At 41.7% G+C, this 19,594-nt stretch carries 14 protein-coding genes, 14 tRNA genes and 3 rRNA genes; 8 read left to right on the top strand and 23 right to left on the bottom strand.

Translation table 11 applies throughout. The annotated features are described in order from the left end of the window. Nucleotides 1-19: 19 nt before the first annotated feature. Nucleotides 20-499, bottom strand: coding sequence for a flavin reductase family protein (locus MKZ25_RS02190; RefSeq protein ID WP_340799932.1), 480 nt, complete (start codon nucleotides 497-499; stop codon nucleotides 20-22). A 431-nt stretch (nucleotides 500-930) separates the two neighbouring features. Between MKZ25_RS02190 and MKZ25_RS02185 the strand changes: the two genes are divergently transcribed. From MKZ25_RS02185 to MKZ25_RS02175, 3 genes are all read left to right on the top strand, one after another. Further along, nucleotides 931-1,095, top strand: a complete 165-nt coding sequence (locus tag MKZ25_RS02185; RefSeq protein WP_340799931.1) for a hypothetical protein — start codon at nucleotides 931-933, stop codon at nucleotides 1,093-1,095. A 33-nt stretch (nucleotides 1,096-1,128) separates the two neighbouring features. Further along, on the top strand, nucleotides 1,129-1,731 hold the full coding sequence (locus tag MKZ25_RS02180; protein ID WP_340799930.1) for a conserved phage C-terminal domain-containing protein: 603 nt from the start codon (nucleotides 1,129-1,131) through the stop codon (nucleotides 1,729-1,731). 94 nt (nucleotides 1,732-1,825) lie between these two features. Further along, nucleotides 1,826-2,224: a hypothetical protein gene (locus tag MKZ25_RS02175; RefSeq protein ID WP_340799929.1), complete on the top strand. Its 399-nt coding sequence runs from the start codon at nucleotides 1,826-1,828 to the stop codon at nucleotides 2,222-2,224. A 254-nt stretch (nucleotides 2,225-2,478) separates the two neighbouring features. On the opposite strand, the gene MKZ25_RS02170 is transcribed toward MKZ25_RS02175, so the two are convergent. The 17 genes from MKZ25_RS02170 to MKZ25_RS02090 all read right to left on the bottom strand — a co-directional run bounded on the left by MKZ25_RS02170 (nucleotide 2,479) and on the right by MKZ25_RS02090 (nucleotide 8,762). Further along, nucleotides 2,479-2,550: transfer RNA gene (locus tag MKZ25_RS02170), tRNA-Glu, on the bottom strand. A gap of 1 nt (nucleotide 2,551) precedes the next feature. After that, nucleotides 2,552-2,627 (bottom strand) — tRNA-Asn (locus MKZ25_RS02165). Nucleotides 2,628-2,634: 7 nt separating this feature from the next. Then, nucleotides 2,635-2,711, bottom strand: a tRNA-Ile gene (locus tag MKZ25_RS02160). Nucleotides 2,712-2,722: 11 nt separating this feature from the next. Continuing rightward, a tRNA-Gly gene (locus tag MKZ25_RS02155) sits at nucleotides 2,723-2,796 on the bottom strand. A 3-nt stretch (nucleotides 2,797-2,799) separates the two neighbouring features. Then, nucleotides 2,800-2,875 (bottom strand) — tRNA-Phe (locus MKZ25_RS02150). 5 nt (nucleotides 2,876-2,880) lie between these two features. Next, nucleotides 2,881-2,956: transfer RNA gene (locus MKZ25_RS02145), tRNA-Asp, on the bottom strand. Nucleotides 2,957-2,959: 3 nt separating this feature from the next. After that, nucleotides 2,960-3,034 (bottom strand) — tRNA-Met (locus MKZ25_RS02140). 44 nt (nucleotides 3,035-3,078) lie between these two features. Next, nucleotides 3,079-3,171: transfer RNA gene (locus tag MKZ25_RS02135), tRNA-Ser, on the bottom strand. Between the two features lie 12 nt (nucleotides 3,172-3,183). Next, nucleotides 3,184-3,257, bottom strand: a tRNA-Met gene (locus MKZ25_RS02130). A gap of 18 nt (nucleotides 3,258-3,275) precedes the next feature. Continuing rightward, nucleotides 3,276-3,352 (bottom strand) — tRNA-Arg (locus MKZ25_RS02125). A 19-nt stretch (nucleotides 3,353-3,371) separates the two neighbouring features. Next, a tRNA-Leu gene (locus MKZ25_RS02120) sits at nucleotides 3,372-3,460 on the bottom strand. Nucleotides 3,461-3,466: 6 nt separating this feature from the next. Further along, nucleotides 3,467-3,541 (bottom strand) — tRNA-Gly (locus MKZ25_RS02115). Between the two features lie 52 nt (nucleotides 3,542-3,593). After that, nucleotides 3,594-3,669 (bottom strand) — tRNA-Lys (locus MKZ25_RS02110). Nucleotides 3,670-3,679: 10 nt separating this feature from the next. Beyond that, nucleotides 3,680-3,755 (bottom strand) — tRNA-Val (locus tag MKZ25_RS02105). Nucleotides 3,756-3,767: 12 nt separating this feature from the next. Continuing rightward, nucleotides 3,768-3,883, bottom strand: a 5S ribosomal RNA gene (gene rrf / locus MKZ25_RS02100). 75 nt (nucleotides 3,884-3,958) lie between these two features. After that, a 23S ribosomal RNA gene (locus MKZ25_RS02095) occupies nucleotides 3,959-6,887 on the bottom strand. A 317-nt stretch (nucleotides 6,888-7,204) separates the two neighbouring features. Further along, a 16S ribosomal RNA gene (locus MKZ25_RS02090) occupies nucleotides 7,205-8,762 on the bottom strand. The 16S, 23S and 5S rRNA genes sit together here with 14 tRNA genes alongside, the layout of an rRNA operon. 454 nt (nucleotides 8,763-9,216) lie before the next feature. Between MKZ25_RS02090 and MKZ25_RS02085 the strand changes: the two genes are divergently transcribed. Next, a complete protein-coding gene (locus MKZ25_RS02085) occupies nucleotides 9,217-9,606 on the top strand; it encodes a (deoxy)nucleoside triphosphate pyrophosphohydrolase (RefSeq protein WP_340799928.1) in 390 nt (129 codons plus the stop codon). 21 nt (nucleotides 9,607-9,627) lie between these two features. Continuing rightward, nucleotides 9,628-12,498, top strand: a complete 2,871-nt coding sequence (locus tag MKZ25_RS02080; protein WP_340799927.1) for a DEAD/DEAH box helicase — start codon at nucleotides 9,628-9,630, stop codon at nucleotides 12,496-12,498. Nucleotides 12,499-12,550: 52 nt separating this feature from the next. Here the strand turns inward: MKZ25_RS02080 and MKZ25_RS02075 are convergent, their stop codons facing one another. After that, entirely contained in the window at nucleotides 12,551-13,462 is a 912-nt protein-coding gene (locus tag MKZ25_RS02075; protein WP_340799926.1) for an HNH endonuclease, read from the bottom strand. A 263-nt stretch (nucleotides 13,463-13,725) separates the two neighbouring features. Here MKZ25_RS02075 and MKZ25_RS02070 point away from each other — a divergent pair, with 263 nt between their 5' ends. The 3 genes from MKZ25_RS02070 (at nucleotide 13,726) to MKZ25_RS02060 (ending at nucleotide 16,687) form a co-directional block, all read left to right on the top strand. Next, on the top strand, nucleotides 13,726-15,429 hold the full coding sequence (locus MKZ25_RS02070) for an ABC transporter ATP-binding protein (protein WP_340799925.1): 1,704 nt from the start codon (nucleotides 13,726-13,728) through the stop codon (nucleotides 15,427-15,429). A 73-nt stretch (nucleotides 15,430-15,502) separates the two neighbouring features. Then, nucleotides 15,503-16,420, top strand: coding sequence for a dipeptidase (locus MKZ25_RS02065; protein WP_340799924.1), 918 nt, complete (start codon nucleotides 15,503-15,505; stop codon nucleotides 16,418-16,420). Between the two features lie 69 nt (nucleotides 16,421-16,489). Beyond that, nucleotides 16,490-16,687 (top strand): YwbE family protein, encoded by a 198-nt coding sequence (locus MKZ25_RS02060; protein WP_340799923.1) that lies wholly within the window; start codon nucleotides 16,490-16,492, stop codon nucleotides 16,685-16,687. A gap of 26 nt (nucleotides 16,688-16,713) precedes the next feature. Here MKZ25_RS02060 and MKZ25_RS02055 read toward each other — a convergent pair whose 3' ends face one another. The 4 genes from MKZ25_RS02055 to MKZ25_RS02040 form a co-directional block, all read right to left on the bottom strand. Further along, nucleotides 16,714-17,289, bottom strand: coding sequence for an SF0329 family protein (locus tag MKZ25_RS02055; RefSeq protein WP_340802954.1), 576 nt, complete (start codon nucleotides 17,287-17,289; stop codon nucleotides 16,714-16,716). Nucleotides 17,290-17,362: 73 nt separating this feature from the next. Then, a complete protein-coding gene (locus tag MKZ25_RS02050) occupies nucleotides 17,363-17,644 on the bottom strand; it encodes a hypothetical protein (RefSeq protein WP_340799922.1) in 282 nt (93 codons plus the stop codon). 219 nt (nucleotides 17,645-17,863) lie between these two features. Then, on the bottom strand, nucleotides 17,864-18,883 hold the full coding sequence (locus tag MKZ25_RS02045) for a DUF4179 domain-containing protein (RefSeq protein ID WP_340799921.1): 1,020 nt from the start codon (nucleotides 18,881-18,883) through the stop codon (nucleotides 17,864-17,866). After that, nucleotides 18,880-19,443 (bottom strand): sigma-70 family RNA polymerase sigma factor, encoded by a 564-nt coding sequence (locus MKZ25_RS02040; protein WP_340799920.1) that lies wholly within the window; start codon nucleotides 19,441-19,443, stop codon nucleotides 18,880-18,882. The genes MKZ25_RS02045 and MKZ25_RS02040 overlap by 4 nt, the downstream gene beginning before the upstream one ends. Nucleotides 19,444-19,594: the final 151 nt, after the last annotated feature.

Here is a 19,594-nt window from a genome sequence, read left to right as displayed (position 1 = left end):
ATATACACTCCCTTTGTATTTATTGCACTTCTTGGCTTTTATACATTGCTGAAGTTCCCATCTTGCCTTCAAAGAATGTTAATGAATCGCCGTCTTGACATTCGAACTCTGTTACTTCTCCAATAAACAGCACATGATCGCCAGCATCATATTGTTGCCATTGCTTGCATTTAAAGTAGCTTGACACACCGGCAATACTAGGCGAATCCCCATCCTTATTCCAAGAAATGTCCAGTCCATCCTGAGGGCGCCCCGCAAACTGCCATGCAATCGCCTCCTGATCGTCCGCCAATACATTAATCGTGAAAGGTTTATTTTGTAACTGTTTATATGAATTTGCTTTTTTATCAATCGACACAAGTGCAAGTGGTGGCTCTAAAGACACCGATGTAAATGAATTCACCGTAATTCCATTAATGCCATCTTCATCAAACCAAGTCACAACTGTTACACCTGTCGGAAACTTTCCAAATGCCTGTCTTAATAATTTACCGTCCATTATAAAAACCCCCTTTCAAAATATTAAGCTCATATTAACAAGATGGTATAAAAGGATACATAGGGAAATTTCACAATATGAAATTTTCATATTTTTTTAAATTTTTACATTATTATCTAAATAAAACAACATTATTCTTAAATATTATGTAAATAAATACCATATCTAGCGCTTTATTTATTTCTTTTTTTGCACTATAACGAAGTAATGCGTGTGCAATAAATGCCGTCTTATAGACCACTTGTCACTTTTATATCAGCTTAAACACGCCCCCCATATAAAGGAATTAATTTCCAAATAGTTTTGAAAAATATTATGGGAAGTAGTGGATTATACATTTTTTTGATTACTCAAATTTAGAAAATGGAATTTGTCCCTTTTTCGTTTTTTGAATGACATATAGTTTTTAAAAGGTGAAGGGAGTTTTTTAGATGAAACCACTTGTAAATGATGCACCGTTATTAATATATCCGCAATTAGCAATGGCAATCGGTCTGGAAGAAGCCGTAATGTTACAGCAATTGCATTTCAGGTTACATCACCAAGGTGTGACACGGGACGGTGAGGTATGGTATTGCCAGTCTTATGAACGCTAGCAGAAGCAATTTCCTTTTTGGGGAGTTCAAAAGGTGAAAAAGAAATTTTTACGCTTAGAAAAGTTAGGTTTGGTTATTTCCAATAGTCGTTTCAATCGTTATTTAGGAGACCGTACTAAATGGTATCGCATCGATTACAAAATGGTAGATGCCTATTTTTTTGCTCCTATCGGTCAAAACCGTCCATCCAATGGTACGGCTAAAACAATGCCAGTGTTACAGGAGGAACCATTGCAACAGGTTCAAACGGAACGCTCTTATTTAAGAGAAGTTAAAGACATTCAAAAAAACATTACAAATAAAACAGATGCTATTTATATGGTCATTGATTACTTAAATGAAAAGGCATTAACAAACTTCAATAAAAAATTAAAAGCAAACCAACGACATATCGCTTCACGCTTAAATGATGGCTTTACGATCGAAGACTGCTTTATGGTCATTGATGTGCAAGTCAGAAGCTGGATGGGTGATTTACTTATGCAAAAATATTTACGGCCATCTACATTGTTTAAAGAAGAAAACTTTGAATCCTACTATAACAATGCCCTTGCACGTAAACGCTATGATATGCCGCCTCCCCCACTTGTACTTGATTTGTCAGAAGGAGAAACAGGGCCGAGCGAGTGGGATTAAGTAACACATTTCAAAAAACTTTTAACTGTATGTCCCCTTTTTATGTATCAATCAATTATATATAATGTGAAATCAATTTTTAGGAGGATGGAAAATGAGTATATTTTTAGTAGATGGGGAACAAATGAGTTTATCACAGGATTTAGCAACAGTAGTTGGTATAAACGGTGCATTATTACTTCAACAGCTTCATGAAAAACTTGAAGAACAAGGGGTTTTAAGGAACGGAGAAGTCTGGTATTGCCAATCATATGAGGATTGGTCAAAGCAACTGTTTTTCTGGAATGTCCCTAAAATTATGCGGATCATTCAAAAGCTAGAAAAGTCAGGTGTTATTATTTCAACAAATACACTTAATAAGTTTTACACAGATCGAACAAAATGGTATCGGATTGATTATGGGCGGCTAGAGCAACTGTTAGAGGAACAGTTTGAAGCAGTAGATATGAAACATATATTTCTTCACCCTAATACGCCAAGTATGTTAGGTTAATGCAAAACGTAGCATTGGCCTCCTTAGAAATTTACCTAACTAAGGAGGTCCTTTTCTGAAGGAAATATTTTATTGTCTGCTGTACATTATTACTTATAGGAACTACGAAATAGAATACCATAATTTTTCTTTTTCTTAATAATCTACATACGGATAATCGAAATTCCTTTTTTGTGGAGGTTTTCTATTTCTATTTATATTTAAATTCCTTTACAAACAAAAAAAGCATGTAGCTTCTGCTACATACTTAGAAATGACCCGTACGGGATTCGAACCCGTGTTACCGCCGTGAAAGGGCGGTGTCTTAACCACTTGACCAACGGGCCATGGCTCCGAAGGCAGGACTCGAACCTGCGACCTGCCGGTTAACAGCCGGATGCTCTACCAACTGAGCTACTTCGGAATAATTATGGTGGGCCTAAATGGACTCGAACCATCGACCTCACGCTTATCAGGCGTGCGCTCTAACCAGCTGAGCTATAGGCCCTATTTAAAAACTGGAGCGGGTGATCGGAATCGAACCGACAACATCAGCTTGGAAGGCTGAGGTTTTACCACTAAACTACACCCGCATATGGTGGGTTTGGACGGAATCGAACCGCCGACACTTAGAGCTTCAATCTAATGCTCTACCAACTGAGCTACAAACCCAAAAATGGCGGTCCCGACCGGGATCGAACCGGCGATCTCCTGCGTGACAGGCAGGCATGTTAACCGCTACACCACGGGACCATTTGGTTGCGGGGGCAGGACTTGAACCTGCGACCTTCGGGTTATGAGCCCGACGAGCTACCACTGCTCCACCCCGCGACAATATTATGTTAGAACTTGTTTCATTACCCAGTTTGTAAAAATGGAGGAGGTAGAGGGATTCGAACCCCCGCGCGGTGTTACCCGCCTGTCGGTTTTCAAGACCGATCCCTTCAGCCAGACTTGGGTATACCTCCAAAAGTATAAAATGGCTACCGAGGGAGTCGAACCCACGACCTTTCGGGTATGAACCGAATGCTCTAGCCAGCTGAGCTAGGTAGCCATGATGATAAAAGTTATATGGCGCGCCCGGCAGGAGTCGAACCCACAACCTTCTGATCCGTAGTCAGACGCTCTATCCAATTGAGCTACGGGCGCATATTGTTTATTGTAAAGATGGTGCCGAGGGCCGGAATCGAACCGGCACGGTGATCACTCACCGCAGGATTTTAAGTCCTGTGCGTCTGCCAGTTCCGCCACCCCGGCATTTTTTGGAGCGGAAGACGAGGTTCGAACTCGCGACCCCCACCTTGGCAAGGTGGTGTTCTACCACTGAACTACTTCCGCAAAATGCATTAGAGAATTTTTATTCTGACAGTATATATAATAATTATAAAACTGGTGAGCCATGAAGGACTCGAACCTTCGACCCTCTGATTAAAAGTCAGATGCTCTACCAACTGAGCTAATGGCTCTTGATTAAAATGGTGGAGGATGACGGGCTCGAACCGCCGACCCCCTGCTTGTAAGGCAGGTGCTCTCCCAGCTGAGCTAATCCTCCAAAAAAAAATAAGCGAAGCGACGTCCTACTCTCGCAGGGGGAAGCCCCCAACTACCATCGGCGCTAAAGAGCTTAACTTCCGTGTTCGGTATGGGAACGGGTGTGACCTCTTTGCCATCATCACTTCACTTAAATATTTAGTTAAAAGAATTTTCATTCTTTCAAAACTGGATAAACGTTTCATTGAATTTTTGCAATAAAATGTGGTTAAGTCCTCGACCGATTAGTATTCGTCAGCTGCATACGTCACCGCACTTCCACCTCGAACCTATCTACCTGATCGTCTTTCAGGGGTCTTACTTACTTGCGTAATGGGAAATCTCATCTTGAGGGGGGCTTCATGCTTAGATGCTTTCAGCACTTATCCCGTCCATACATAGCTACCCAGCGATGCCTTTGGCAAGACAACTGGTACACCAGCGGTATGTCCATCCCGGTCCTCTCGTACTAAGGACAGCTCCTCTCAAATTTCCTACGCCCACGACGGATAGGGACCGAACTGTCTCACGACGTTCTGAACCCAGCTCGCGTACCGCTTTAATGGGCGAACAGCCCAACCCTTGGGACCGACTACAGCCCCAGGATGCGATGAGCCGACATCGAGGTGCCAAACCTCCCCGTCGATGTGGACTCTTGGGGGAGATAAGCCTGTTATCCCCGGGGTAGCTTTTATCCGTTGAGCGATGGCCCTTCCATGCGGAACCACCGGATCACTAAGCCCGTCTTTCGACCCTGCTCGACTTGTAGGTCTCGCAGTCAAGCTCCCTTATGCCTTTACACTCTACGAATGATTTCCAACCATTCTGAGGGAACCTTTGGGCGCCTCCGTTACTCTTTAGGAGGCGACCGCCCCAGTCAAACTGTCCGCCTGACACTGTCTCCTACCCCGCTAAGGGGCATGGGTTAGAAGTTCAATACAACCAGGGTAGTATCCCACCGACGCCTCCTTCGAAGCTGGCGCTCCGAGATCTCTGGCTCCTACCTATCCTGTACAAGTTGTACCAAAATTCAATATCAGGCTACAGTAAAGCTCCACGGGGTCTTTCCGTCCTGTCGCGGGTAACCTGCATCTTCACAGGTACTATAATTTCACCGAGTCTCTCGTTGAGACAGTGCCCAGATCGTTACGCCTTTCGTGCGGGTCGGAACTTACCCGACAAGGAATTTCGCTACCTTAGGACCGTTATAGTTACGGCCGCCGTTTACTGGGGCTTCAATTCACAGCTTCGCTTGCGCTAACCGCTCCTCTTAACCTTCCAGCACCGGGCAGGCGTCAGCCCCTATACGTCACCTTACGGTTTTGCAGAGACCTGTGTTTTTGCTAAACAGTCGCCTGGGCCTATTCACTGCGGCTTCTCTAGGCTATGCACCCAAAGAAGCACCCCTTCTCCCGAAGTTACGGGGTCATTTTGCCGAGTTCCTTAACGAGAGTTCTCTCGCACACCTTAGGATTCTCTCCTCGACTACCTGTGTCGGTTTGCGGTACGGGCACCTCTCACCTCGATAGAGGCTTTTCTTGGCAGTGTGAAATCAGGAACTTCGCTCATACGAGCTCGTCATCACAGCTCAACGTTATAGTATGCGGATTTGCCTACATACACGCCTTACTGCTTGAACACGCGCAACCAACGGCGTGCTTACCCTATCCTACTGCGTCCCCCCATTTCTCAAACGGTGAGGAGGTGGTACAGGAATATCAACCTGTTGTCCATCGCCTACGCCTATCGGCCTCGGCTTAGGTCCCGACTAACCCTGAGCGGACGAGCCTTCCTCAGGAAACCTTAGTCATACGGTGCATGGGATTCTCACCCATGTTTCGCTACTCATACCGGCATTCTCACTTCTAACCGCTCCACCAGTCCTTCCGGTCTGACTTCAACGCTGTTAGAACGCTCTCCTACCACGCATACTCAAAGTATGCATCCACAGCTTCGGTGAATCGTTTAGCCCCGATACATTTTCGGCGCAGCGTCACTCGACCAGTGAGCTATTACGCACTCTTTAAATGATGGCTGCTTCTAAGCCAACATCCTGGTTGTCTAAGCAACGCCACATCCTTTTCCACTTAACGATTACTTGGGGACCTTAGCTGGTGGTCTGGGCTGTTTCCCTCTTGACTACGGATCTTATCACTCGCAGTCTGACTCCCGTGTATAAATATCCGGCATTCGGAGTTTGTCTGAATTCGGTAAAGCGAGATGCCCCCCTAGTCCAAACAGTGCTCTACCTCCGGTATTCTCAATCACGAGGCTAGCCCTAAAGCTATTTCGGAGAGAACCAGCTATCTCCAGGTTCGATTGGAATTTCTCCGCTACCCACACCTCATCCCCGCACTTTTCAACGTGCGTGGGTTCGGGCCTCCAGTGAGTGTTACCTCACCTTCACCCTGGACATGGGTAGATCACCTGGTTTCGGGTCTACGACCACGTACTAATTCGCCCTATTCAGACTCGCTTTCGCTGCGGCTCCGTCTTCTCAACTTAACCTCGCACGTAATCGTAACTCGCCGGTTCATTCTACAAAAGGCACGCTATCACCCATTAACGGGCTCTAACTACTTGTAGGCACACGGTTTCAGGATCTATTTCACTCCCCTTCCGGGGTGCTTTTCACCTTTCCCTCACGGTACTGGTTCACTATCGGTCACTAGGTAGTATTTAGCCTTGGGAGATGGTCCTCCCGGATTCCGACGGAATTTCACGTGTTCCGCCGTACTCAGGATACACTCTGGAGGGAATGAACTTTTGACTACAGGGCTTTTACCTCGTTTCGCGGACCTTTCCAAGTCGCTTCGTCTAATCCATTCTTTTGTAACTCCGTATAGAGTGTCCTACAACCCCAAAGAGCAAGCTCTTTGGTTTGGGCTCTTCCCGTTTCGCTCGCCGCTACTCAGGGAATCGAATTTTCTTTCTGTTCCTGCAGGTACTTAGATGTTTCAGTTCCCTGCGTCTGTCTTCAACACGCTATGAATTCACGTGAAGATACTATCCGATTAAAGATAGTGGGTTCCCCCATTCGGAAATCCCCGGATCAAAGCTTACTTACAGCTCCCCGAGGCATATCGGTGTTAGTGCCGTCCTTCATCGACTCCTAGTGCCAAGGCATCCACCGTGCGCCCTTATTAACTTAACCAAAAGTTAACACTTGGATAAAATCCAAGATTTAGTTCACACGTCAATTGCTTGACTTGTTTAAATATCTATAAAATAGAAATTTGATTTATTGCTTTCAATGTCGTTTTATCCAGTTTTCAAAGAACGAAGCAGCTGACTTCAATCACATCGTGACAAAGCTTCACTGATTTTGCTTCATGCAGCTTTGCGACGTAAGCGCAAGCGTCAGGAGCAAGTTATTGAAGTATTCCATTCAATTAAGAATGAACCTTCAAAACTGAACAGCAACCGTTAATGTTTCATTCCCCGAGGGAATGATTCCGAAATAATCCTTAGAAAGGAGGTGATCCAGCCGCACCTTCCGATACGGCTACCTTGTTACGACTTCACCCCAATCATCTATCCCACCTTCGGCGGCTGGCTCCATAAAGGTTACCTCACCGACTTCGGGTGTTACAAACTCTCGTGGTGTGACGGGCGGTGTGTACAAGGCCCGGGAACGTATTCACCGCGGCATGCTGATCCGCGATTACTAGCGATTCCGGCTTCATGTAGGCGAGTTGCAGCCTACAATCCGAACTGAGAACGGTTTTATCGGATTAGCTCCCCCTCGCGGGTTGGCAACCGTTTGTACCGTCCATTGTAGCACGTGTGTAGCCCAGGTCATAAGGGGCATGATGATTTGACGTCATCCCCACCTTCCTCCGGTTTATCACCGGCAGTCTCCTTAGAGTGCCCAACTGAATGATGGCAACTAAGAATAAGGGTTGCGCTCGTTGCGGGACTTAACCCAACATCTCACGACACGAGCTGACGACAACCATGCACCACCTGTCACCGTTGCCCCCGAAGGGGAAACTATGTCTCCATAGTGGTCACCGGGATGTCAAGACCTGGTAAGGTTCTTCGCGTTGCTTCGAATTAAACCACATGCTCCACCGCTTGTGCGGGCCCCCGTCAATTCCTTTGAGTTTCAGTCTTGCGACCGTACTCCCCAGGCGGAGTGCTTAATGCGTTAGCTGCAGCACTGAGGGGCGGAAACCCCCCAACACTTAGCACTCATCGTTTACGGCGTGGACTACCAGGGTATCTAATCCTGTTTGCTCCCCACGCTTTCGCGCCTCAGTGTCAGTTACAGACCAGACAGTCGCCTTCGCCACTGGTGTTCCTCCAAATCTCTACGCATTTCACCGCTACACTTGGAATTCCACTATCCTCTTCTGCACTCAAGTTCCCCAGTTTCCAATGACCCTCCCCGGTTGAGCCGGGGGCTTTCACATCAGACTTAAGGAACCACCTGCGCGCGCTTTACGCCCAATAATTCCGGACAACGCTTGCCACCTACGTATTACCGCGGCTGCTGGCACGTAGTTAGCCGTGGCTTTCTAACAAGGTACCGTCAAGGTAGCGCCAGTTACTACGCTACTTGTTCTTCCCTTGCAACAGAGTTTTACGAACCGAAATCCTTCTTCACTCACGCGGCGTTGCTCCATCAGACTTTCGTCCATTGTGGAAGATTCCCTACTGCTGCCTCCCGTAGGAGTCTGGGCCGTGTCTCAGTCCCAGTGTGGCCGATCACCCTCTCAGGTCGGCTACGCATCGTTGCCTTGGTGAGCCGTTACCTCACCAACTAGCTAATGCGCCGCGGGTCCATCTTATAGTGACAGCGAGATGCCGTCTTTCAACTTCCAAACATGTGTTCAAAAGTGTTATTCGGTATTAGCCCCGGTTTCCCGGAGTTATCCCAATCTATAAGGTAGGTTACCCACGTGTTACTCACCCGTCCGCCGCTAAAATTTTAAAGGTGCAAGCACCAATAAAATTTCCGCTCGACTTGCATGTATTAGGCACGCCGCCAGCGTTCGTCCTGAGCCAGGATCAAACTCTCCATAAAAGTAGTTTGAAAGCTCATTTGCTTTGCTAGCGATTCAACTTCGTTAGAAGTTGAAATCTATTGTTTGCTTCATTTAAGAAGCTGTTTCATTAACGTTGCTTGTTCAGTTTTCAAGGTTCATTTTGTTCGTTTGTCTCGGTAACTCCCGGCGACTTGTATAACTATACATCCTATTTAAATAAACGTCAATAGTTTTTATAAACTTTTTTTATTCTCTTTTATACAATCCACTCTCTTCCTATTATATATCCTAAAAATAAATTGTAAATAACATACTGTTTTAGTTGAAAAACAGTGTAAGCCTTGTATAGATATAATCCTTTCTCTAAAAAAGAATTATATAATTCCCTACCCATTTATCCTCTACTCATGAAATAAAATTAAGGAGTGATTTAAAAGTAACCCCATTCGTATATAATTAAATTATGAAACTTAAAGATTGGAATGAATAATTTTGAAAAAACAAGTTCACGTAGTTGGAGCTATTATCGAAAACGACAAAAAGGAAATTTACTGTGCACAACGTAGCCCTCAAATGTCATTACCAAACTATTGGGAATTCCCAGGTGGAAAGATCGAGAAAGATGAAACTCCACAGCAAGCATTAAAGCGCGAAATATTAGAAGAATTTACTTGTGAAATTGCTGTAGGCGATAAAGTTGAAGATACAACTTATGATTATGGCACGTTTATCGTTCGTCTTGAAACATATATGGCGAAAATTGTGAATGGAACACCTGTTGCTTTAGAGCATTCAGATACGAAGTGGGTAAAGCGTGCATCACTCAATGAACTAGATTTTGCACCAGCAGATATTCCGGCAGTTGAAAAGTTATTAAAATAAGTATTTAAAGGTGGTTCTTTTATGGAGCAGTTAGTTAAAAAACTTGAAGCTTCTTTACATAAAGGTTTTATCGATCAAACAAAGTCCGTCTCCACACAGTTTAAGCCGAAGTTATTATCCAATAAAGCACATGAAAATGTCCTTTCGACACTTTTACAAGAAATGAAGACATGTAAAACGTTCACCTTTTCTGTGGCGTTCATTACTGAAGGTGGTTTAGCGACAATTAAAACGATGCTATATGACCTGGAGAAAAAAGGCATTCATGGCCGCATACTAACATCTACCTTTTTAAGCTTTAATCAGCCAAAAATGTTTAAAGAACTGCTCAAATTAACTAATGTAGAAGTTCGTGTTACCGATGTGAAAGGCTTTCACTCAAAAGGCTATATTTTCGAGCATGATCAACATTATTCATTAATCGTAGGAAGCTCTAATTTAACGGATAGCGCACTAAAAGCAAACTTTGAATGGAATGTCTATTTAACTTCCCTAGAAAATGGCGAGGTTATCAACCATTTTAAAAATCAGTTTGAACAGCAATGGAATAGTGCGATTCCGTTAAGTGAAGAATGGATTGCTCACTATCAAATCAATTATGAGAAGCCAGAGTTTAACAGTAAAGTCGCATCACCACCTTTATATGTAACAAATCCATTAAAAGAGAGTTTAAAAATACAGCCTAATAAAATGCAAACAGCCGCGCTTGAGCAGTTAAAGCTCCTTCGTCAAAGTGGTGCAAACCATGGACTCATCATTTCCGCGACTGGGACAGGGAAAACTTATTTATCTGCATTTGATGTTCGAAATGCTGCACCAAAACGCATGCTATTCATCGTACACCGTGAACAAATTTTGAAAAAGGCGATGCAAGATTTCCGAAATATTTTACTAGGTGATCCGCAAGACTATGGGATTTTATCAGGTAACACAAAAGAGTTAAATGCGCGTTATTTATTTGCTACCGTTCAAACAATATCAAGAGATCCTTATTTACAACAGTTTGCTAAAGACCATTTTGACTATATTTTAATTGATGAAGTTCACCGAGCAGGTGCCGAATCGTATTTGAAAATCATGAATTACTTTGAACCTCAATTTTTATTAGGAATGACGGCGACACCGGAACGTACAGATAACTTCAATATCTACGAACTATTTGATTATAATGTAGCCTACGAAATTCGTCTTCAAGCAGCATTAGAAGAAGACATGCTCTGCCCCTTCCACTATTTCGGTGTGACGGACTATGAGCTTGATGGTGAACTCATCGATGAAACAGCAGATTTACAAAAGTTAAGTCACCGTGAACGAATCGACCATATTATCGAAAAGATTTCGTATTACGGGTTTTCTGGGGATCGTGTTCGTGGATTAATGTTTTGCAGTACGAAGGAAGAAGCTCGTACCCTATCCAACCTATTGAATGTGCGTGGATATAAAACGACTGCCTTGACTGGTGATCACTCACAAGAAGAACGTGAAGAAGCAATTGCTAAATTAGAAAATGGTGAGCTGGAGTACATTTTGACGGTAGATATTTTTAATGAAGGTATTGATATTCCCTTCATTAACCAAATCGTCATGCTTCGCCAAACACAATCTAGTATCATCTTTATTCAACAGCTAGGTCGTGGATTACGGAAACATGATGTGAAGGAATATGTAACGATCATTGATTTTATCGGCAACTATAAAAATAACTATTTAATTCCGATTGCTCTATCTGGTGATAAGTCGATGAATAAAGATAATGTTCGACGTAACACAGTAAACACAGATTACATTCAAGGGGTTTCAACAATTAACTTTGAAGAAATCGCGAAGAAGCAAATTTTTGATGCGATAAATAACGCAAATTTATCAACATTAAAAATGTTAAGGGATAGCTATTCTGAGCTTAAAAATCGGATTGGACGAGTTCCAATGCTTAAAGATTTTATTGAACAAAATTCATTAGATCCCGAAGTCATTATTAGCTACATCCCTACCTATTATGATTTTTTGATGAAGATGAAAGAAGAACTCCCTTCAATTACCGATTACGAAAAATCTGTTCTATCATTCATTGGAAAGGACTTATTATCAGGTAAAAGAATCCATGAAGTTTTATTGTTGCAACTTCTTTTAAAAGAAGACTCGATTTCAGAACAAAGCTATATTTCAGCATTGCAAGCTCGAAATGCTTACATTCACAAAGGTACAATTGAAGGCATTGAAAATGTGTTTTCTTTAAACTTTTTCGTAGAAGCTGACAATAAAAAATTTGGAAATAAACCTTTAATTATTAAGTCGAATTCACGCTATATGTTTAATGAGGAATTGCAACTTTCACTGCGAGATGAAAATTTCAAACAGTACTTCGTAGATTTACTCGAATGTGCCTTTAAGAAAAACAAACAATTCAATAATCACGAGCCATTTACACTATACGAAAAATACTCTCGCCGTGAAGTATGCCGCTTACTAGATTGGGAAAAAAACGAGGAAGGTACATTAAATGGTGGACGACCGAAAAATGGTGACTTCCCTATTTTCGTAAATTATCATAAAAATGACGAAAACAATCTTGAAACAAATTATATGGATGAATTTTTATCAGACGATACATTTAAATGGTGTTCAACAAAAAATCGATATATCGATAAATCAAAGGAAATGCAAATTCTTATACACTCTATTGAAAATGGAACAAACGTTTATTTATTTGTAAAAAAAGACAATGGTGAAGGTAAAGATTTCTATTACCTTGGTCGCTGTGCTGTAAACCCGAGCTCTGCAAAGCCAGAAAGAATTTTAGATAAAGGAAAATATTATCCTGTTGTTACAATGGAAATGGTACTGGAACAACCAATCCAATACGACATCTACCACTATTTAGTAGAGGAATAAAATAAAACAAGGTGTAGCCCAAGTTTTGGTTACACCTTGTTTTTTCTATTGATTATTCTTTGCCCCTAAATATCTCCCGCTTATGCCACTTGAAATATTTCTTGTTCTCTTCTACTCTTGCAACGCGCATTTTCTCATGAATTCCGTATTTCACATAATCCATCTGATCAATTTCAGAGGAAATATGGATTTTCCCGGTTCCATCAAATGCAATATAGCCTTGGTCATATAACGCATCATGGTTATGACAAAGCAGAATACCATTGTATGGATCAAGTCGCTCATCATTTGTTGCATCTTTCCATGGTTTTGAATGGCTTGCGCGTAATAATCCAGGTAACGAGATGCCGCATAGTGCACATTGACTGTCCCATAATGGCATCAGTTGCTTTCTGAATTTTTGCTGGCCTTTACGTATTTTCACCTTTGCTTCCGCTTCTGTTTCAATTAATACAGGCACAAGTGTATTGCGTTCTTTTTGCGCAATGAGACCCATCGCAAATTCCAGCTGCTCTTCATTTTCCTCATAAATATTCGCATCACTCATAAGCTCAAGCAGCTTGATTGCGAGCATTTCATTACAAGGATATAAAAAGCCTTGGTTACCATCACCATTATGTTGGAATGGTGAATATTTAACTGGGAGCAGTGGCTCGATTTCTACAAAATGTTCTTTTATCGAGATTGGAAAATGTAGTTCCTCGTACACCGCCGGGAATTGATGCCCTACTTCGTCTGATTGATCAAAAGGATTCACGCCTTCCCCACAATCTTCCTGAGCAGTACTGATCGCTACGATTTCCCCTTTCACACAGTGAAAAATCGCATCGCCCTTTTTGACTTCCTTCATCCGCTCCCAAGAATGCGGTGTTTGTCCACTATTATCTAAAATTGAGCACCATACGACCTGCTTTTCCTTCGCCTCATCGTATGTACGCCCTTGCATTACGATATAAAAATTCATACGTACACCTTCGCTTCTTTACTTTCTTTTAGTGTACCATTTCTTTTTTCTTATCATAACTAACATGCCTTATAAATAACTCTCACTTTCATAGTTTCATCTCTAAACCCTTCAATAAAATTAAATTTCAATTTTTACCACCCCACACTATTTCGCCTCTCGAAAAGCTCCTAAAAAATGTTATAATCCCAGTAAGAATCATTTTCATTACTATTACAACCGGTTGCACTCAGTCTTGAGTTGTTTAACAGAAAGGAACTACAATGCTAGCAAGATTTTTTACGTATTATAAGCCGCATAAGCGATTGTTCATCATCGACTTCTCGTGTGCGGTATTTGTGGCCATTTTGGAATTGCTGTTCCCGATGGCTGTGCAATGGTTTATCGATGATCTGCTCCCGACAAACGATTGGGGCATGATCACGAAAATCAGTGCACTTCTTTTACTGACGTATATTTTAAGTACAGGCATGAACTTTGTCGTGAACTATTTGGGGCATAAGCTCGGGGTCAATATCGAAACCGATATGCGCCAGCAGCTGTTCAATCATGTACAGCGTCAGCCTTATACGTTTTTCGATAATATGAAAACCGGTCATTTAATGAGTCGTATAACGAATGATTTATTCGATATCGGAGAGTTTGCGCATCATGGTCCAGAAGATTTGTTCATCGCGATGATGACATTCATCGGGGCATTTACGATTATGTTCAATATTAACGCGACCCTTGCGACGATTATTCTGATTTTCGTTCCGTTTCTGATTGCGGTTATGTATTGGAGTAACAGACGCATGAAAAAAGGCTGGAGCGTTATGTACACTGAAATCGCGAACGTCAATGGCCGTGTGGAAGACAGCTTCTCGGGTATTCGCGTCGTGAAATCATTTACAAATGAAGAATTCGAAAAGAACCGCTTCAAAAACCAGAATGCCCTATTCCGTAAAGCGAAAATTTACGCGTACAAAGTAATGGCCGGCACACATTCAAGCATTTATATTTTAACTCGTTTACTGACATTACTTGTTCTTGTAGTGGGGGCATGGCTTTCATTTAACGACAACCTTACAGCCGGGGAGTTTGCGAGCTTTATTTTATTTACGAATGTATTAATTAGACCGATCGATAAAATCAGTGCATTGCTTGAAATGTATCCAAAGGGAATGGCCGGCTTTAAGCGGTTCTGCGATCTGCTTGACCAGGAGCCGACGATTGTCGACCGTCCGAATGCGATTGATGTTGAGCAATTGCATGGAGATATCGAGTTTAAAAATGTGAGCTTCAAATATGCGGACAGCAAGCAAGTGTTGAACGATTTATCCTTTAAAGTAGAAGCAGGCAAAACGGTTGCCTTTGTCGGTCCATCCGGTTCAGGGAAAACGACGATCAGTGCGCTCATCCCCCGCTTTTACGATATTACGGACGGTGCGATTACAATCGACGGGCATGATATCCGCGATTTAACACAGCACTCGCTGCGTAAGCAAATCGGTACCGTACAGCAGGATGTATTTTTATTTACAGGTACTATTCGTGAAAATATCGAATATGGTAAATTAGGCGCAAGCTTCGAGGACATTAAAGCAGCGGCCGAGCAGGCGAACTTGCTGGAATTTATCGAGAATTTACCGGACGGCTTCGAGACGGAAATCGGTGAACGTGGTCTGAAATTATCAGGCGGTCAAAAGCAGCGTCTTGCGATTGCGCGCATGTTCCTGAAAAACCCGCCAATTTTAATTTTGGATGAGGCGACATCCGCACTTGATACAGCGACAGAGCGGATTATCCAGCAGTCATTGAATGATCTGGCGAAAAACCGGACGACATTGATCATTGCACACCGTTTAGCGACAATTCGCGATGCGGACTATATTTTCGTTGTCACACCAAATGGTATTGAAGAGCAAGGCACATATGACGAGCTTGTCGCAGAAGGCGGTATTTTTGCAGGGCTGCATCATGCATAGAAATTAAAGTTTAGATTAGGTGGATGATTGCGGTCATTCACCTTTTTTCCACCAAAATGGAGGGGGTTCTTTGATGAGTATTCCAGTAATTGATTTACATTGTGATGCATTATGGCGCATGCAGCAGGACGGCCACCGGTTTAACGATGGTCTGCTTGATGTAAATGCCGATAAACTGCGTGCAGGAAATGTAATGGGACAGGCATTTGCGATCTATGTGTATCCAACGTTGACATTGGAGGAAAAACGGGCCGCTGCTTTCAAACAAATTGCACATTTCCAACAGGAAGTGCTAAGTGAACAAATTGTCCATATGAAAAAGTGGACAGATTTTGAGAAGCTTCAGCCGGGACAAACCGGCGCTTTTTTAACGATTGAAGGCGTTGATTTTTTCGGGGGCGATATTGATTTTTGGCACCGGTTCCGTGAGCTTGGCGTGTTGTCGATCGGGCTTACATGGAATTATTCAAACGAAGCAGCAGACGGCTTACATAGTACATCACAGATTGGCGTTACACCGTTCGGCAAGGAAATCATCAGGCTGAATAATGAGCACCGGCTGTTCACCGATGTCACCCACCTGCATGAACGAAGCTTTTGGGACGTCATCGAGCATGCCGATTATGTAATTGCAACTCATTCAAATGCGATGGAGGTCTGCAACCATGAGCGCAACTTAAACGATGCACAGATTAAAGCGATGATTGAAAAAAACGCACCGATTCATGTCGTATACTACCCTGAATTTATAAACGGTACTAATAATGCGAACATGACGGACTTGATTCGTCATATTGACTATATTTGCTCACTTGGCGGGAAGCATTTGATCGGGCTTGGATCTGATTTTGATGGAATCGATGCGAAAATCCCCCATCTTGAACATTCCGGAATGCATCAAAATCTCGTTAATGAGCTGTTAAAGCATTACAGTGAACAGGACGTACGAGGGTTTACGTCTGCGAATTTCCTGAAGCATTTGCCGAAATAGCTGTAACGTCAGGTCCTCTTCAGTTTCATGCTATACTAGAGAAACTTATGAATGAGAGGACGTTTTACTATGAACGGTAAAAATCGAAGCGATGTCTATCCAGGCTTGGAAGTGGATATCATATTGAAACAAGATCAGCGTACAGGCAAAACAACACGCGGTGTCGTTAAGGATTTACTGACAAACAGCAGCTCCCACCCACACGGCATTAAAGTGCGATTGGCTGATGGACAAATAGGTCGTGTATGTCAGACTTATCCTAAGTAGGTATAAAATGCAAAACGATTCCCCTCCTAAAATTTAGGCAGGGGATTTTCTGTTACTGAAATCCCTTCAACATCACATCGTATTTTATAAAACTTCAAAATTAAAGGGTGCGTATTTTCGCTCTTAAAGCTTAAGTTTCTCACCCTTCTTTTGCCCAGCCTTCTATCAAACATGGCAAATGCCTGTATTAAAATATTGTCGGAAGTTAACGCTTCATCAATGGACAGTAAACTATATTCCATAAAGGGCTCATAAAAGTGATAACTGCTGAAAATATTTTGGCTAATCATCATTTCTTCAGATTGATCGGATGCTTTTATCAATGCTTGTCGCTCAGGGGATTGAAACATCTCGTCCCAATTCGGGTTGAATGGAATGCCTTTCAGATTTTCTTCTTCTCTTATTTTGCGGTATGTTTCTTCATGCCTTGTCTGATATGTAACATCCGAAGCACTGATAATTTCCTTTTTATCAAATGTAATCCAGACCCTGCTTGGTTCATCATGAAATTTCCGGTAGACCGTTGCGTATATTTTAATTCTTCCTTGCAGCTTTTCGCATAAGAAACTTTCAAGTGTTGCTTTAGTTTTACTCCATTTAATAATAAATCAGCCTTTCTAAAAAGTAATTATTAACTTTTAATATGCAGTTCCTACGCTTTCCATTTAAATTACGCTATTTATATGTATCTTTACTACGCCTGGAGAATTTTATAATAGCACTACCAACTAAAAACGTAATAATAATTGCCCATACATACGTATTCAATTTTTCAGGTAAAAATTTCAGTAACCAAATCCCCATCATAATGGTTGCGATTGATAAATACTCAATTTTTTGAGTCTGTTCAAACTTTTTTAAATTCATTAGTAAGACTAGATAACCGATTGGCGGGGTTAATATACAGAAAAAATATAAAGTCTTTTTCTTTAAATACCAAGGTGTTGTCGTTTCCATTACTCATCTTCCTTCCAATTACTATATGTGTTCATGTTCAACGTGGCCGTATATTTCAAAGTCTTCTATCACTAATCTCCCATATACTTCTACTATTTCCATAAATAGCTACTATTGTAAGTATCCATTCTAACTGCTTATCTAATAAATGAAAAGACGCTTTTCCTATTTCAGAAAGCGCCCTTAAACAAAAATCAACTTCAAATAGCTAGCACCAAATTATTGATTCAATTCAATCACAATAGGATCAAGTTCTATTTCTATATGACCTTTTCCAAAGTTAAGACTGGCAATTTCAATGGGCTGGATAATCAATTGGCTTGCACCTTCTTGAATTTTTCCAAATTCAGTAGTCCCCTTAAATGTTTTACCGTTATCGTGAGACATACCCCCACCACTAAGCTCATCTAAATACACGTGTCCAAGGTCGTCTGATACTCTAAATACAGGTGTCACACTTTCCCAAGATTTCAGTAGTTCATCCGTCACCACTTGTTCATAGGAAATAATCGTTGATACCGGCGTATATTCAACCGATTGGAGCGTGAATAGTACGTCTTCATTTTGCGTAGTTTCGTTCAGAAGTGCTACGTTTCCTTCTAAACGCTCTAGAAAAAAGGCAAAGGACCAATCACCTTCTATTTCTGCACCTTCATTATCTCTTATTATTGTTGGCTCCCATGTTACCTGGACCTTTTCTGGGTGTTGAGCATCTTTGAAAAATGGTGTAATAGTCTCAATACCAACATAACGTGTGTCAGTAATTTTCTTTATTTCACGTGAACCACTCCCCCCCATTGAATCTTCCACATTAAATGAGTGGTGAGAAAGTGTACTACTCTCATCACCAAATGGGCGCTCAGTCTCTATTGCGTAGGATACGGTAATATTCGTTCCATCATAAACAGCATTTTCTATCATCACCGTCGTACCATTGCTCGTTTCAATAAGTCCCACATCAGTAGAAAAGTTAGCAAAGTTAGTAGAACGTTCATCATCCGTAAAGTAACTTAAAATATTATCCATAAACGGAATCTGCGATGCAATTGTAGGAAAGGCGAAGCCAGTTGTGATTGTCGCACTTAGCACGATGATGGACGCAACGGCAATATTTCGCCAAATAGGTGCTCTTTTATGTTTCTTTAATACATGTTGTTTGACACGAGCTTTTTCCATCTCGGACACTTCGAGCAAATCGAGATGATCGATATCCAATTCTGTCCACTTTTTCAAACTCATAAAAATCGCTCCTTTAATTTGGTATTGGTAGCTAATATTTTTTTTCCTCGATATAAGCGATTATCAACAGCAGCTTTGGAAAGACTTAAATTTTCAGCGATTTCATTATTGGATAGCTCCAAATAATATTTCATGATAAAGATATCCCGGTCAATTTCTGCTAATTGACTAATAGCTAGTAATATTTCATTTTTATCCTCAAGTTGTAAAATAAATCGATCCGTCTGTAGACTGCTGGCTTTTCGTTCAAGCAGCACATCGGATTGTTCTCGAGCAATTTGTTTTTCTGTTTGGCGATATCGGTCAATTGCTTTATATTTTGTGATGATGCCAATCCACTTCTTAAAATCTTCAGCATCTCCTTGAAATTGATGTGCGTTTTGCCAAACTGTTAAGAAAACATCATTGATACACTCATCAATATCCTGTCTTTTCAAATTGCATAAAATTTTCGTAGCAATCGTTTTAACAAGTGGCATATAGGCATCAATAATATATTCGAGTGCATCTTCTTTTCGTTTTTTTAACCGCTTAATAAAGTTTGTTGATGAACTATTCATTTACTTCGCTCCCTATGTTATTGAAAAAGCTTTTTCATAACGTACAACGAAAGCTAATCCTATTTATTCTCAAAATATTTATGTAAAGTTAATCTTTAGTTGATTATAATCTACAAATAAAAAACGCGTTCCTGCATTTTTGAGATTACAG

This window comes from Solibacillus sp. FSL W7-1464 (genome assembly GCF_038004425.1).
Taxonomy (GTDB): Bacteria; Bacillota; Bacilli; order Bacillales_A; family Planococcaceae; genus Solibacillus.
Note: the sequence above shows the minus strand (reverse complement) of the source record. Positions and strands in the feature narration are given on the sequence as shown.